Source organism: Phocaeicola sp. GP0067 (genome assembly GCF_031119655.1).
Classification (GTDB): domain Bacteria; phylum Bacteroidota; class Bacteroidia; order Bacteroidales; family Bacteroidaceae; genus Phocaeicola; species Phocaeicola vulgatus.
In genome coordinates, this window is record NZ_JAVHZY010000002.1 from 100,988 (window position 1) to 115,236 (window position 14,249).

14 protein-coding genes and 1 tRNA gene are annotated in these 14,249 nt (G+C 41.5%); 12 read left to right on the top strand and 3 right to left on the bottom strand.

The window, feature by feature from the left end:
• Nucleotides 1–48 precede the first annotated feature (48 nt).
• Nucleotides 49–2,466: a helicase-related protein gene (locus RE317_RS02195; protein WP_005848154.1), complete on the bottom strand. Its 2,418-nt coding sequence runs from the start codon at nt 2,464–2,466 to the stop codon at nt 49–51.
• A gap of 110 nt (nt 2,467–2,576) precedes the next feature.
• Nucleotides 2,577–2,650 (bottom strand) — tRNA-Thr (locus RE317_RS02200).
• Nucleotides 2,651–2,909: 259 nt separating this feature from the next.
• Between RE317_RS02200 and RE317_RS02205 the strand changes: the two genes are divergently transcribed.
• From RE317_RS02205 to RE317_RS02230, 6 genes are read left to right on the top strand one after another with little or no spacing between them, the layout of a single operon-like run.
• Entirely contained in the window at nt 2,910–3,443 is a 534-nt protein-coding gene (locus tag RE317_RS02205) for a DUF4199 domain-containing protein (RefSeq protein ID WP_005844749.1), read from the top strand.
• 3 nt (nt 3,444–3,446) lie between these two features.
• On the top strand, nt 3,447–4,400 hold the full coding sequence (locus tag RE317_RS02210; RefSeq protein ID WP_005844746.1) for a glycosyltransferase family 2 protein: 954 nt from the start codon (nt 3,447–3,449) through the stop codon (nt 4,398–4,400).
• A gap of 1 nt (nt 4,401) precedes the next feature.
• Entirely contained in the window at nt 4,402–4,950 is a 549-nt protein-coding gene (locus RE317_RS02215; RefSeq protein WP_005844744.1) for a DUF6452 family protein, read from the top strand.
• Nucleotides 4,898–5,599, top strand: a complete 702-nt coding sequence (locus RE317_RS02220) for a DUF6048 family protein (protein WP_008669988.1) — start codon at nt 4,898–4,900, stop codon at nt 5,597–5,599. The genes RE317_RS02215 and RE317_RS02220 overlap by 53 nt, the downstream gene beginning before the upstream one ends.
• Before the next feature lie 3 nt (nt 5,600–5,602).
• A complete protein-coding gene (locus tag RE317_RS02225) occupies nt 5,603–6,175 on the top strand; it encodes a manganese efflux pump MntP family protein (protein ID WP_005844730.1) in 573 nt (190 codons plus the stop codon).
• Nucleotides 6,176–6,188: 13 nt separating this feature from the next.
• Nucleotides 6,189–7,205: an FAD:protein FMN transferase gene (locus RE317_RS02230; protein WP_008669987.1), complete on the top strand. Its 1,017-nt coding sequence runs from the start codon at nt 6,189–6,191 to the stop codon at nt 7,203–7,205.
• A 158-nt stretch (nt 7,206–7,363) separates the two neighbouring features.
• Here RE317_RS02230 and RE317_RS02235 read toward each other — a convergent pair whose 3' ends face one another.
• Nucleotides 7,364–7,966, bottom strand: coding sequence for a MarC family protein (locus RE317_RS02235; protein ID WP_005844726.1), 603 nt, complete (start codon nt 7,964–7,966; stop codon nt 7,364–7,366).
• Between the two features lie 187 nt (nt 7,967–8,153).
• On the opposite strand from RE317_RS02235, the gene RE317_RS02240 reads away from it, so the two are divergent.
• The 6 genes from RE317_RS02240 (at nt 8,154) to RE317_RS02265 (ending at nt 14,195) form a co-directional block, all read left to right on the top strand.
• Nucleotides 8,154–8,831, top strand: coding sequence for a Crp/Fnr family transcriptional regulator (locus RE317_RS02240; protein ID WP_005844724.1), 678 nt, complete (start codon nt 8,154–8,156; stop codon nt 8,829–8,831).
• A 157-nt stretch (nt 8,832–8,988) separates the two neighbouring features.
• Nucleotides 8,989–11,031: a M3 family metallopeptidase gene (locus RE317_RS02245; RefSeq protein ID WP_117709518.1), complete on the top strand. Its 2,043-nt coding sequence runs from the start codon at nt 8,989–8,991 to the stop codon at nt 11,029–11,031.
• A gap of 13 nt (nt 11,032–11,044) precedes the next feature.
• Nucleotides 11,045–11,539 carry a DUF4847 family protein gene (locus RE317_RS02250; protein WP_005844720.1) on the top strand — a complete coding sequence of 165 codons (495 nt, stop codon included), beginning with the start codon at nt 11,045–11,047 and terminating at the stop codon, nt 11,537–11,539.
• Nucleotides 11,540–11,543: 4 nt separating this feature from the next.
• Nucleotides 11,544–11,978 carry a dCMP deaminase family protein gene (locus RE317_RS02255; protein ID WP_005844718.1) on the top strand — a complete coding sequence of 145 codons (435 nt, stop codon included), beginning with the start codon at nt 11,544–11,546 and terminating at the stop codon, nt 11,976–11,978.
• Nucleotides 11,979–11,992: 14 nt separating this feature from the next.
• The gene (locus RE317_RS02260) at nt 11,993–13,741 is read left to right on the top strand and encodes a S41 family peptidase (RefSeq protein ID WP_005848162.1); all 1,749 of its coding nucleotides are present in this window, start codon (nt 11,993–11,995) and stop codon (nt 13,739–13,741) included.
• Nucleotides 13,716–14,195, top strand: coding sequence for a 5-formyltetrahydrofolate cyclo-ligase (locus RE317_RS02265; RefSeq protein WP_032947321.1), 480 nt, complete (start codon nt 13,716–13,718; stop codon nt 14,193–14,195). The genes RE317_RS02260 and RE317_RS02265 overlap by 26 nt, the downstream gene beginning before the upstream one ends.
• Nucleotides 14,196–14,249 lie beyond the last annotated feature (54 nt).

Genomic DNA, 14,249 nt, shown 5'->3' on the forward strand with positions numbered 1-14,249 from the left:
GCAAAATTAATTTCGCCAACGAGTTATATTATACAGCCCTTACAGCTGTCATTCCACAACACAAGAATATTTTTCTTTCAATCCCTCCAAACTCATCCCCGTAAAATAATCCTCTATAAACTCCCATCGCTGCTCATCACTTAACTTCGTATTGCCAAAGAACAGCCGGAACAACTCTATCTGTTCCTGGAATATTTTCTCATTATTCTCCAGCACATGGTTCTGATAGTCCCCCGAAGCAGCTTCCTTTTTCAATATCTCCGCATCACGGACACGTACTCCAACAGAAGGAACACCCCCCTCTACGGTAAAGTCCACCACATTGAGCATAGACAGCAAGTTGAGCAGCATATTGAGATCGGAGAACGGAGTGACATAGAACAACAGCCGGTCTCCTTTCTTTCCTGTGATACGCTGGGCACACAACTTCTGGTAACGGGAAAGCAACAAATCAAAACCACGGGTAACGGTAAACATCAGTTTGTCTTCATCTTTCTTCTTGGCACTGGTGATGTAACTCACACTTCTGCCCTCCTCTACCCTGGACTCCAGTAACGAAGTGATAAAACGCTTGGCAGAAGGAACATCCATATCATACGCCGCAAAAATACTACGCAAATCGTCCTCCTCGAACTTTCCTTTATTACCATACAGACTCACCGTCAACAAATCTTTCAAACTCTTCAAGAGACTTGCCAGCTTGGAGCAGATATCCGCCGCACTCTCTTTTAACAAGACATCATGCTTACCCACAGCCGCCGCACGAACTCCCTCAAAGAGATTTCCATTGTATAAATCGCGCTTAAACTCACGGTATCCCATCTCCGAGAAACAATTCTCCCACAAAGATTCAAAAGCCACCTTATAGACTCCTTCAACCCCTTTCACGGGAACCATGTACTGCTTGTATTTTTTACGGAAAGCGGCATCACCCGTCTTTTCCTGCACATAGCCATCGGAAAACAACGTCTGTGAATTGATTTCAACAGGAGAACCGCCATGCCGGAAACTCAAATCCTCTTCTATCCATAACAAAGCCGTTTTGACGACTTGCTCCAAATCCGATTCATATTCCAGCTTGTTCTTTTTACGAGGCAGCTTCACTGCAAATTCAAAATCGGATAAAGACATCTGCATTTCATCACTACAGCCTTTCATCAGATATATTTCCCAAACTTTCTTCAGAATCATCCCCAACTGTTCCTGGGAGATGGCACCCGCAGAATGCAGGCGTTTCATATAATAAAAGTCGCGCTCATTAAAATCCGTCACCGCCACACCCGTAATGTTCTTATCACGGGCAGCACGGCCAATCTCCTGAATATAATCGACAAAGGTGCTGGATGGAGCCACATGATACACACGGTCAATATCACTGATATCCACCCCCATACCGAAAGCTTTCGTAGCAACGATTATCTTTTTCTCACCCTCCTTAAAAGCTTGTATAATTTCGGCTTTTTGCTCTTTATCCTTTTTACCATAATAAGATGCCACCCAATGCCAGTTAGCCGGATACACCCAAGTCTTCAGTTTCATATCTATACCTCCGGCAAAAGGATAATAAATGATAGTCTTATGCCCGTCCAGAAAATCCTCCACCCGGGCGGCAACAGTACGTTGCTTGGCCTTATCGTAGGTTTCCCCCTCCTCTATGGTCATGGCGGTAATGTCAAAGCCGATATTTTCACGCTTCACCGTGCCCACATACAAGGCACACGGAGCAAGATGCAACGACCGGATGGTATCAAAAATCATATCGTTCCCGCCTTCGGGATTCCACACAGCAGTGGCCGTCAATGCAAAAACAGGGAATACATACCCCAACGCATTCTTTAAAGCTTCCAAATGACGCCCTAGAAACCAATAATCCACCCGGAACTCTTTACCCCAAGTGGTCACGGTATGAGCCTCGTCAACCACTACCAGTCCGATGCGGCGTTCACCTACAAAATAACTGATATCATACGCCAACAATAATTCAGGGGAAAGATAAAAAAGATCAACCTCCCCTTCACGGACACGACGATATACTTCGTTCTTTTGTTCAGGTGAAAGATCGGACGAAGCATACGCCACACGTTCATACCCTAGTTCCCGCAACGCCTCAACCTGGTCCACTATCAATGCTTTCAGCGGAGAAACCACAAGAGTAAGAAGCTTATATTCATTACCCAGATAAATGGCAGGGAGCTGAAACAACAATGATTTTCCGGCTCCGGTCGGAGCTGTCAGGAGCAAATTATGAGCAGACGAGTCACCCTTGATCCCTTTTTCGGCTTCCATGATGACCTCCTCAATTAATTGCCCTTGAGACAATTGCAATTTTTCCTTACCTTTGAACAAGTCATCATAAACTTCTAAATTACGGAAATCTTCATATCCGTACACTTCCTGCAAAAGGACCTTTACCGCTTCACGGCATTTAGACGGCAATACTCTTGCCACAATCTGTGACTCTATCATAAAAAAGAACTCTTAAATAACGGTTGTACCAACCTTAAAACTAATATCAGCGCAAATATAATAAAAAAAGCGAGAAGAATGAAGATTTCTTCGTCCTTCTCGCTTTTCCGAGCCTCTTGTCGGATTCGAACCAACGACCCCGAGATTACAAATCACGTGCTCTGGCCAACTGAGCTAAAGAGGCGGGGGTGGGTAAGCTTACTATATCGCGCCGCTACAACCAACTACCTTTGCTGCGATCAAGCCCTGGAGGATTCATCAGGAGCTGGCCGTATAGGACTTACCCATTTTTGTTTTGCGAGTGCAAAGGTAGACATTATTTTCAAAACTACAATACTTTCGAATACTTTTTTTTGATTTTAGCAGAAAAAATACATTTTTCACCCATAACTATAGGACGGATTCCCGTAAAAGAAGTACTTTTGTGCACTTATTAATAAAGAATGACGAATTATAAACCGACTTTGCAGGAATGCGCCATGCGCTATGGTACGGGCATGGGTCTTTTATGGGCCTTCAAATTCATGCTCTTCCCGTTAGGATTGAGAATACCTTTCCTACAATTACTTTTTATAGTCCTGACTATAGGAGTACCCTTTTTAGGATACATATTTGCCAAAAAGTTCAGAGAACGGCATTGTGACGGAAGCATCACTTTTTCACGTGCGTTTCTATTCACTACCTTTATGTATATGTTCGCCTCTCTATTTGTAGCGGTAGTGCATTACATCTACTTCCGCTATATAGATGGCGGATTCGTATTCGAGGCATACCGTTCCATCTTAAACCAGTTCAAAGAAACTGCCGGAGCCGAACTGACAACCTCACTGAACCAATTCGAAGAAGCGATAGATTTACTGTCGGGACTTACCCCGCTGGAAATGACATTTCAACTGATATCACAAAATATGTTTTACGGGATGCTAATGGCCATCCCTACGGCATTGATCGTGATGCGTAAAAAGAAAAATGAATAAAAGATGGATATATCTGTAGTTATTCCTTTGTATAACGAAGAAGAATCTTTGCCGGAACTATTCGCATGGATTCAACGTGTAATGGATGCCAACCACTTCAGCTATGAAGTAATTTTTGTCAATGACGGCAGCACCGACCACTCCTGGCAAGTGATAGAGAAACTACGCTCGGAGTCGGACAACGTAAAAGGTATCAAATTCCGCCGGAACTACGGCAAGTCCCCTGCCTTGTATTGTGGTTTTGAAAAGGCGCAAGGTGATGTGGTGATTACAATGGATGCCGACTTGCAGGACAGCCCGGACGAAATACCGGAATTATACAGAATGATTACAGAAGATGGCTACGACTTAGTATCGGGATACAAGCAAAAACGCTATGACCCGTTATCAAAAACCATTCCGACCAAACTATTCAACGCCACAGCACGTGCCGTTTCAGGCATCAAGAACCTGCACGACTTCAATTGCGGACTAAAAGCTTATCGTCGTGATGTCGTAAAGAACATCGAAGTATACGGTGAAATGCACCGCTATATCCCCTATCTGGCAAAGAATGCAGGTTTTCCTAAGATAGCCGAGAAGGTAGTACACCATCAGGCACGAAAATTCGGTAAAACAAAATTCGGCGGATTAAACCGTTTCTTCAATGGTTATCTAGACCTCATTACTCTGTGGTTTTTATCCAAATTCGGTATCAAGCCGATGCACTTCTTCGGGTTTATGGGATCATTGATGTTTATTCTTGGTTTCATTTCCGTCATTATCATCGGAGCGAACAAACTATATGCCTTGTCACATGGTTTACCTTATATATTAATTACTGATTCTCCTTACTTCTATCTGGCCCTAACTTTGATGATTTTGGGGACCCAACTGTTTCTGGCAGGATTCATAGGAGAATTGATAGCCCGGAATGCTCCTGAACGCAATAATTATAAAATAGAGAAAGAGTTTTAAAATGAAGAAACTACCAGCCATTATCTTATTGCTCCTGATTACCGTAAGCACCTTGATGCAAAGCTGTGGGGAAAGCGATTGTCCGCTTACCACCAATTCCTTTGCCCATTTCGACTTTCTGGATGCAGAGACACACCAAGCTGTAAAATTCAGTCCGGCTTTTGACGTCACTGGATTTATCACTACCGATGTGATTGTACGTGACACACTGGAAGATGGAACTATTAAGGAAACCGTAGTAAAAGACTCATTGATGAATGACACGATATTCAATAAAGCGGAAAGCAGTATGAGCCTGCCTTTGAGTTATACATCAAAAACTACCTACGTATTGCATTATACGGAAAAGATGCGTGACACTATCACACTCATTCACCAAAATATCCCCTACTTGCAGAATATAGAATGTGGCACCATGATGTTTTATAAAGTGGAAGACATTAAATACACCACCTATAACCTAAAATCTATCGAGATTGTAAATTCGGACATCAATAATGAAGAAAAAAAGAATTTCAACATATATTACGTTGTTAACGCTACTGAGTAGTATGCTGTTGTACAGCCCCACACTGGCGGCACAAGAAAAAAAAACAACCATAGAGGAAGAAAAGGTACCCTTCTATCAGGGAACTACTATCGGTGTAGATATATTTGGCCTGGGAAGCAAAATTTTTGGAGGTGACATTACAAGTACAGAAATCAGCGTGGAGGTCAATTTGAAAAACCGTTATGTCCCCGTAGCTGAAATTGGATATGGAACCACCGACACTACTGATGACGGTACCAATATACATTATAAAGCCTCAGCTCCTTATTTCCGCATAGGCATGAACTACAACTTCTTTTTCAAGAAGCCCTATCTGCCTGGTTTTCTATATGGAGGCATACGTTACGGATTCACCTCTTTTTCATACGATGTAGATGCTCCGACAATGAAGGATCCTACATGGGGATTTCCTGAAATTCCTTTCAGTTATGACGGAATTAAGACCACAGTAACCTGGGCAGAACTGCTGGCTGGAATAAAGGTAAATGTGTACAAGAATTTCTACATGGGATGGTCACTACGTTACCGTATACGCATGAACATAAAAAAGGCGGAACACACCGAACCTTGGTATATTCCCGGTTTTGGAAAAAACAACTCGACTAACTTAGGAGTAACATACAGTTTAATATACAAATTACCATTTTAACCAATGACAACTTTAGAAATATGGCTCCTTGCCATCAGTCTTGCTATGGACTGTTTCACAGTTTCCATAACAAGCGGAATTATCATGCGTCGCATTTGCTGGCGCACTTTTTTTATTATGGCATTCTTCTTCGGCCTTTTCCAGGCTGTCATGCCGCTTATCGGCTGGTTTGCCGCCAGCCGATTCAGTCACCTGATAGAGGATTATGACCATTGGATCGCTTTTGGGTTATTGGCCTTTTTGGGAGGGCGTATGATAAAAGAGAGCTTCAGCAATGAAGACAAACGCTGCTTCGACCCCACTAAATTAAAAGTGGTTGTTACGCTGGCTATAGCAACCAGCATTGATGCTTTGGCCATCGGTATATCATTTGCTTTTGTAGGAATAAACTCTTTCACTTCTATTCTTTCTCCTATTGTCATCATCGGCTTTACCTCTTTTGTTATCTCAACATTAGGAAGTCTGATAGGTGTATTTTGCGGCAAGCGTTTCAACCTGCGCATGGAATTATGGGGAGGTTTGGTTTTGATTATTATCGGCGTTAAAATTTTAATAGAACATTTATTTCTTTCTTAACTAAAATACAGGTATGAATAAAAAAAAATTAGCATGGCAATTGCCGTTTCTAGCAATTCTGATAATAGGAACAATTATTATTCTAAAAAAGCAAGCCCCTTTCCGTACGGATGAAGGCTTTGTATTCGGTACAGTATACAAAATCACCTACCAGTCCGAAGATAATCTGAAAGAAGAAATAGAAACTGAACTGAAGAAAGTGGACAACTCCCTCTCTCCTTTCAATCCGAATTCCGTAATCACCCGCGTAAACCACAATGAAAAGACGGAAGTTGACAGTTTTTTCGTACATGTATTCCATCTCTCAAAGAAAATATCCGATGAAACCCATGGAGCCTTTGATATCACCGTCGCACCTTTGGTAAATGCATGGGGATTCGGATTCAAAAAATCTACAGGAGTGGATTCACTGATAGTGGACAGCTTACGCCAAATGATAGGATATCAAAAAATAGATTTACAGAACAACCGGATAATGAAAAAAGACCCTCGTATAATGCTGGATTGCAGCGCTATAGCCAAGGGATTCGGAGTAGATGCAGTAGCAAGGCTATTGGAACGTAAAGGGATAAAAAACTATATGGTAGATATAGGCGGTGAAGTAGTGGTAAGAGGCAAAAATTCCAAAATGAACGCTTGGCGTATCGGCATAAACAAACCTGTAGATGACTCCTTGTCAGTAAACCAGGAGTTACAGACTGTGCTTGCCATTAGTGATGTAGGTATGGCAACATCAGGGAATTATCGTAATTTCTATTACAAAGGTGGAAAGAAATATGCACATACCATAGACCCACGCACCGGATATCCAGTACAACATAGTATCCTGTCATCCACTGTCATTGCAAAAGATTGCGCCAGTGCCGATGCATACGCCACTGCTTTCATGGTGATGGGACTGGACTCAGCCAAAGCATTTTGTGAAGCACATCCTGAACTGGATGCTTATTTTATTTGCTCAGGCGAAGGAGATAAATATGAAACTTATTTTACAGACGGAATGAAGAAATTCATCATCAACGAGAAATAGACACCAAAGGAGCGTATCAAAATATCAAACAGCTACCATTCAAATGGAATGATACCGGAACTCACCACAGATTAATATCCATTCAACACAAAGCAGTTGGTTTCCAATAAAATATCTATGGTGAGTTCCGACATTATTATCTGCAAAAAAACAGCATATTACTGAGCTTTCTGAAACTGCTCTATCAATAAAGTCAGATTAGCAGTAAATAAACGCGCTGATATTGCCAACAAAATGATTCCAAAAAACTTACGAATAACATAAATTCCACCTTTACCCAAGAAACGTTCGATGCGATCTGTCAACTTCAGCACCACATAAACCCAAACCATATTCAATATCAAGGCTACAACAATATTTACAGGAGCATACTCCGAACGTAGGGAAAGCAACGTAGTAAACGCTCCCGCACCAGCCAATAACGGAAAAACCAAGGGGACTAAAGTCGCTTCCTTGATAGGACCTTGATTCTTGAATATCTCAATATCCAGAATCATTTCCAAAGACATGAGAAAAATAACAAAAGCACCCGCCACGGCAAACGAAGCAATATCAACTTGAAATAACTTCAGCATCATATCCCCTGCATAAAAGAAACCTATCAATAAAGCAAAAGAAATGCCGGTAGCTTTATTAGCATTGACATTTCTCCCTTTCTGCTTAAGATTCAATATAATAGGAATAGATCCGATAATATCAATGACAGCAAAAAGCACAATAAACGCACTTAAAAATTCTTGAAAATCAAATGATCCAAACATAAACTCCTCCTTTTTTTGAATGCAAATATATTTATTTTTTATACAGCCCGCAAGTATTCTGCTTTTAAACATTAGGAGACGGTAAGAAACAATAAAAAAAATAAAAGTTCTTCCACCTATAAATAATAAATCTCGTTTTATCGTTACCTTTGTATGTTAAACTATAACTTAACGAACAACAGAACTTATGGAAATTACAATGTATGATACACTTTTACAACTCCCTCTCTTCCAGGGATTATGTAAAAATGACTTCACCAATATCATAGGCAAGGTAAAGCTACATTTTCGTAAATACAACGCCGATGATATCATTGTGGAACAAGGTGCACCTTGCACTCAATTAATCTTTCTCTTAAATGGGGAGATAATCTCCCAAACAACCGATAACCGACATTCATACGCCTTATTTGAAACTTTTGGAAGTCCTTTCGTTATAGAGCCCTATTCATTATTCGGCATGCAAACCAACTATACAGCGACTTACAAAGCACGTACAGATATTAACATAGTTACCATAGACAAGTTATTTGTATTGAATGAACTGAACAACTACGAAATCTTCCGCCTTAACTATCTAAATATTCTGAGTAATAGAGCACAAGTGGCATACGAAAAATTATGGAACAGCCACATAGGTAATACAGAAGAAAAAATACTGAATTTTTTAGTGCTGCGCTCCATGAAGCCCGAAGGAAAAAAAATCCTTAAAATCAAAATGGAGGATTTGGCGAGTTTGATTGATGAGACACGAATCAATGTGTCAAAAGTGCTGAATGATTTACAGGAACAGGGATTGGTACAACTCAGCAGAAAGGAAATCTCCATTCCGGCGTTGGAAAAACTGACTGAAAAGAATAAATAATCAGGTAAAAAACCATAAAAATGAAAAGCATAGGCATTTCTGCTTGTGCTTTTTTATTTTTAACCTAACTATTTAATATACTTTGTTAAATAAGTAAATAGAATGAGGATAGTGATGCTTTTTTTTAGCAAATTTGTAAGTCCAATAAAATAGTGCTATGACTGAAAATAAAAATCCATTTTTAAAACCCTATAACACCCCTCATGACACGGCTCCGTTCCATCTTATCAAGATAGAACATTATGAACCTGCCTTGTTGGAAGGAATGAAAGAACAAAATGAGGAAATTGATGCAATTGTCAATAATCCCGAAGCACCGACTTTCCAAAATACCATTGTTGCTTTGGAAAAATCAGGTGCGTTGCTAGACCGCGTAACTACTGTTTTCGGCAATTTGATGAGTGCCGAGACCAGTGACGAGATGCAGGAATTGGCAGAAAAAATGATGCCCGTACTGTCCGAACACAGCAACAACATCAGTCTGAATGAAAAACTTTTTGCTCGTATAAAAGCCGTATACGAACAAAAAGACCAGTTACAACTGAAAGGTGAAGACGCCCAACTGCTGCAAAAGACATACGATGGTTTTGTAAGAAGCGGTGCCAACCTGACCGGTGAGGCAAAAGAAAAGTTCCGCCAACTGAATACCGAATTAAGCATATTGACCTTACGTTTTTCTCAGAATCTGTTGAAAGAAACAAATAACTACGAATTGGCTTTGACGGAAAAACAATTGGAAGGATTACCCGAAAGTTCATTGGAAAGTTATGCTCAAACAGCAAAGGATAAGGGAAAAGAAGGCAGCATCATTACATTGGATGCTCCCAGTTTTGTTCCTTTCATGAAATATTGTGATGACCGTTCACTGCGCAGAGAAGTCTATATGGCTTATAATACCCAATGTACACACAATAACGAATACAACAATGTGGACATCATCAAGCAATTGGTAAACATTCGCATGGAACTGGCTCATTTACTAGGCTTCTCCACTTTTGCCGAGTATAAACTGAAAAAGCGCATGGCCGAAACGAGTGATGCCGTATACAAACTGCTCAACCAATTACTGGATGCCTATACCCCTGTCGCCCTAAAGGAAGTGGCAGAAGTTGAAGCATTGGCACGCGAAATGGAAGGCAATGATTTCCAGCTGATGCCATGGGATTGGGCCTATTATTCAGAAAAGCTGAAAAATAAGAAATTCAATCTGAATGAAGAAGAGCTGCGTCCTTATTTTGAGCTGAGCCAAGTAGAGAAAGGTGTATTCGGTCTGGCTACCCGTCTGTATGGCATCACATTTAAAGAAAATAAAGAAATTCCGGTCTATCATCCCGATGTAAAAGCTTATGAAGTATTCGACAAAGACGGAAGTTTCCTGGCTGTACTTTATACAGATTTCCACCCCCGTGCCGGAAAACGTTCGGGCGCATGGATGACCAGCTATAAGGAGCAGTGGATAGAAAACGGAGTCAACAGCCGTCCCCACGTATCCGTTACCATGAACTTCACCAAGCCATCGGCTGGGAAACCGGCATTGCTGACTTTCTCAGAAGTAAACACTTTTCTACACGAATTCGGACACGCCTTGCACGGAATGTTTGCCAATACCACCTATTCAACCATGAGTGGTACCAGCGTATATTGGGATTTTGTGGAGCTTCCATCACAAATTATGGAAAATTTCGCCACAGAAAAAGAATTTCTCAATACATTCGCCAGACATTATCAGACGGGAGAACCCATTCCTGCCGAACTGATCCAAAAAATTGTAGATGCATCCAATTTCAATGTGGCCTATGCCTGCCTGCGTCAAGTAAGTTTCGTCTTGCTGGATATGGCATGGTACACCCGCCGGGAAACATTTAACGGAGATGTCCGCGCTTATGAAAAAGAAGCATGGAAAAAAGCGCAAGTACTGCCCGGAGTGGAAGACACCTGCATGTCCGTACAGTTCTCACATATTATGGCGGGGGGATATTCTGCCGGATACTACAGTTATAAATGGGCGGAAGTACTGGATGCGGATGCCTTCTCCTTATTCAAGGAAAAAGGAATCTTCAACCAGGAAGTCGCTGCTTCTTTTCGGGAGAATATTCTCTCGAAAGGAGGAACGGAACATCCGATGACCCTTTACAAACGCTTCCGTGGACAAGAACCCAGTATCCATGCCTTGCTGAAAAGAAATGGAATCATCAACTAAAAAACCAAACAATATGAAACTAAAGTCTATTCTTTATATACTAATGCTACTCCCTTTCTTATGGAGTTGCAACAATGAAGACGATGTAGAGGAAATCTTTGCAAGCGGCACATGGCATGTAGTGGATTTCTATGGTAAAGCAAATTGGGACAAACGGAACGGAGAGCCCAAATACAATGCAATGGCACACAATCCGGATAAGACTATCGCAACCGAAGGAAGAAAAGCCTTGGATATCATTCATGGTTTCAACATCACTTTCAAAGCGGATGGTACTTTTACAGGAAGCATACAAAATGGAACCATTGAAGGCACATGGCAAGCGGACGGAAAAGACCGGACAGTAAACATAAACTTTACCAAGACTCCGCCTTCAACAAGCTATAACAACGAGTTCATAGAAGCATTGAATAATGCAATATTTTATCAAGGTGACAGCAATGTTTTATTGCTAGCTCCCGAAGGGAAAAAAACTTATATTCAATTTGCACATAATAAGCAAGACTGAAATAATGGAAACGAAAGAAGAGAAACAACTCAAACTCGACAAACGATACATCCGCATGGCTAGTATTTGGGCGGAAAATTCATACTGTGAACGCCGTCAAGTAGGAGCATTGATCGTAAAAGACAAGATGATCATCTCCGACGGATATAACGGAACTCCTGCAGGATTCGAAAATGTATGCGAAGATGACAACGGAGTCACCAAGCCTTACGTACTACACGCCGAAGCGAATGCTATCACCAAAATAGCACGAAGCAACAACAGCAGCGACGGAGCAACCATGTACGTCACCGCATCTCCTTGCATAGAATGTGCCAAACTCATCATCCAAGCAGGAATCAAACGTGTAGTTTACTCAGAAAAATACCGTTTGGAAGACGGGCTTGATTTATTGAAACGCGCAAATATTGAAGTAATCTATATCAATCCCAATGAATAATAGCAAATAAAGATATGAGCAAAAATCGAACATCCCGTTTTATGCCGGTAATCGTTGCAGTAAGCATCGTAACCGGAATATTGATTGGAACTTTTTACGCCAACCACTTTTCAGGAAACAAATTAGGTATCATTAATACTTCATCCAACAAACTGAATGCATTGTTGCGTATCATTGACGACCAATATGTAGATACAGTGAACATGGGTGAACTGGTGGAAGATGCTATGCCGCAAATTCTAGGTGAGCTGGACCCCCACTCTTCTTATATTCCGGCAAAAGACCTGGAAGCTGTAAATTCTGATTTAAAAGGAAGTTTCAGCGGAATCGGTATCCAGTTTACCATCCAGCAAGATACCATCCATGTAAACAATGTCATCCAAGGCGGACCATCAGAAAAAGTGGGTCTGATGGCAGGAGACCGCATCATAGAAGTGGATGACAGTGCCTTTGTAGGAAAAATTGTCACCAACTATGAATCCATGAAAAGACTGAAAGGTCCCAAAGGCAGTGAGGTAAAACTTGGCGTTTTTCGTCCGGGAGAAAAAGAAACTTTACATTTCACCATTGTTCGTGGTGACATACCGGTAAAGAGTGTAGATGCCGCCTATATGCTGAATGACAAATTCGGTTACATAAAAGTAAACAAATTCGGTGAAACGACTTATCCCGAATTATTGATTTCATTAGCCAAGCTAAATCAGGCAAACTGCGAAGGAGTGGTCATCGACTTACGCGGTAATACCGGTGGATATATGGGTGCAGCAATTCAGATGGTAAACGAATTCTTACCCAAAAACAGACTCATCGTTTATACACAGGGACGCAAGTCTCCACGCGAGAACTATACATCCAACGGAACCGGAAGCAGCCAGAAAATGCCCATTGTCGTATTGATGGACGAAGGTTCGGCTTCTGCCAGCGAAATTTTTGCCGGAGCTATCCAAGACAATGACCGGGGGACAATCATCGGGCGCCGCTCTTTCGGAAAAGGGCTGGTACAACAACCTATCGACTTCAGCGATGGTTCAGCCATCCGTCTGACAATTGCCCGTTACTATACTCCGTCAGGACGCTGCATACAGAAACCGTATGTAAAAGGTAATGACGCAAATTATGAAATGGATATCCTGACCCGTTACGAACACGGAGAATTTTTCTCACAAGACAGTATCAAGCAGGATCAAAGCCAAATCTTTGAAACTTCTTTAGGCCGTCCTGTATATGGAGGTGGAGGTATTATGCCCGATATCTTTGTACCACAGGATACTACCGGCATGACTTCCTATTATCGCATGGCTGTTAATCGCGGACTGACCATCCAGTTTGCTTTCCAGTATACGGACAACCACCGTGCCGAAATGCAAAAATATGAAACAGAGGAAAGCCTGCTGCAATATTTGAAGCATCAGAATATTTTGGAACAATTCGCCCGTTTCGCTGAGAACAAAGGGCTAAAACGTCGCAACATATTGATGTATAAATCACAGAAACTGTTTGAAACAAATTTATACGGAAACATCATTTATAACATGCTGGGCATGGAAGCTTATATAGAATACTTGAACAAGAGCGACAAGACTGTCCTCAAAGCATTGGAAGTATTGGATAAAGGTGAATCATTTCCCAAAGCTCCCGAACAACCCATAGAACCGAAAGTAAGCGATGAAGGAACTAAAAAAACAACTGCGCAAGCAGATAGCGCAAGAAAAGCGCCGTCACGGCATCACCGAATTAATAACGAAGTCCGCTGCTTTGCTTGAGAAACTGGAACAGCATCCCAAGTTTGCATCGGCCCGTACCGTTTTGCTCTATTATTCATTGGATGATGAAGTACAGACACATGACTTCGTTGAAAAATGGCACCGGCAGAAAACAGTTTTGCTGCCGGTAGTCAAAGGAGATGAGTTGGAACTTCGTATTTATACAGGCAGGCAAAACCTGAAAACCGGTGAGGCTTATCACATAGAGGAACCGACGGGAGAAGCATTTACAGCGTATGAGAAGATAGACCTCGCCATTATACCGGGTGTTTCTTTTGATGCCCGAGGCAACCGGTTGGGAAGAGGAAAAGGATATTATGACAAATTACTGCCTCTTCTTCATTCCTATAATATAGGTATATGTTATAACTTTCAAGTAAACGAAAAGCTGCCTGTCGAACCTTTCGACCGGAGAATGGATGAAGTCTGGACTGAGAATGGAATATTGAAATAGAATCTATCGTGATACGAACTGTTCCATAAGCTACTCTTACACATTACACTTCTT

Bases quoted from the DNA above. Each gene is read 5' to 3' on its own strand.
- RE317_RS02195 (WP_005848154.1), bottom strand. From the start codon at position 2,466: ATGATAGAGTCACAGATTGTGGCAAGAGTATTGCCGTCTAAATGCCGT.
- RE317_RS02205 (WP_005844749.1), top strand. From the start codon at position 2,910: ATGACGAATTATAAACCGACTTTGCAGGAATGCGCCATGCGCTATGGT.
- RE317_RS02210 (WP_005844746.1), top strand. From the start codon at position 3,447: ATGGATATATCTGTAGTTATTCCTTTGTATAACGAAGAAGAATCTTTG.
- RE317_RS02215 (WP_005844744.1), top strand. From the start codon at position 4,402: ATGAAGAAACTACCAGCCATTATCTTATTGCTCCTGATTACCGTAAGC.
- RE317_RS02220 (WP_008669988.1), top strand. From the start codon at position 4,898: ATGAAGAAAAAAAGAATTTCAACATATATTACGTTGTTAACGCTACTG.
- RE317_RS02225 (WP_005844730.1), top strand. From the start codon at position 5,603: ATGACAACTTTAGAAATATGGCTCCTTGCCATCAGTCTTGCTATGGAC.
- RE317_RS02230 (WP_008669987.1), top strand. From the start codon at position 6,189: ATGAATAAAAAAAAATTAGCATGGCAATTGCCGTTTCTAGCAATTCTG.
- RE317_RS02235 (WP_005844726.1), bottom strand. From the start codon at position 7,966: ATGTTTGGATCATTTGATTTTCAAGAATTTTTAAGTGCGTTTATTGTG.
- RE317_RS02240 (WP_005844724.1), top strand. From the start codon at position 8,154: ATGGAAATTACAATGTATGATACACTTTTACAACTCCCTCTCTTCCAG.
- RE317_RS02245 (WP_117709518.1), top strand. From the start codon at position 8,989: ATGACTGAAAATAAAAATCCATTTTTAAAACCCTATAACACCCCTCAT.
- RE317_RS02250 (WP_005844720.1), top strand. From the start codon at position 11,045: ATGAAACTAAAGTCTATTCTTTATATACTAATGCTACTCCCTTTCTTA.
- RE317_RS02255 (WP_005844718.1), top strand. From the start codon at position 11,544: ATGGAAACGAAAGAAGAGAAACAACTCAAACTCGACAAACGATACATC.
- RE317_RS02260 (WP_005848162.1), top strand. From the start codon at position 11,993: ATGAGCAAAAATCGAACATCCCGTTTTATGCCGGTAATCGTTGCAGTA.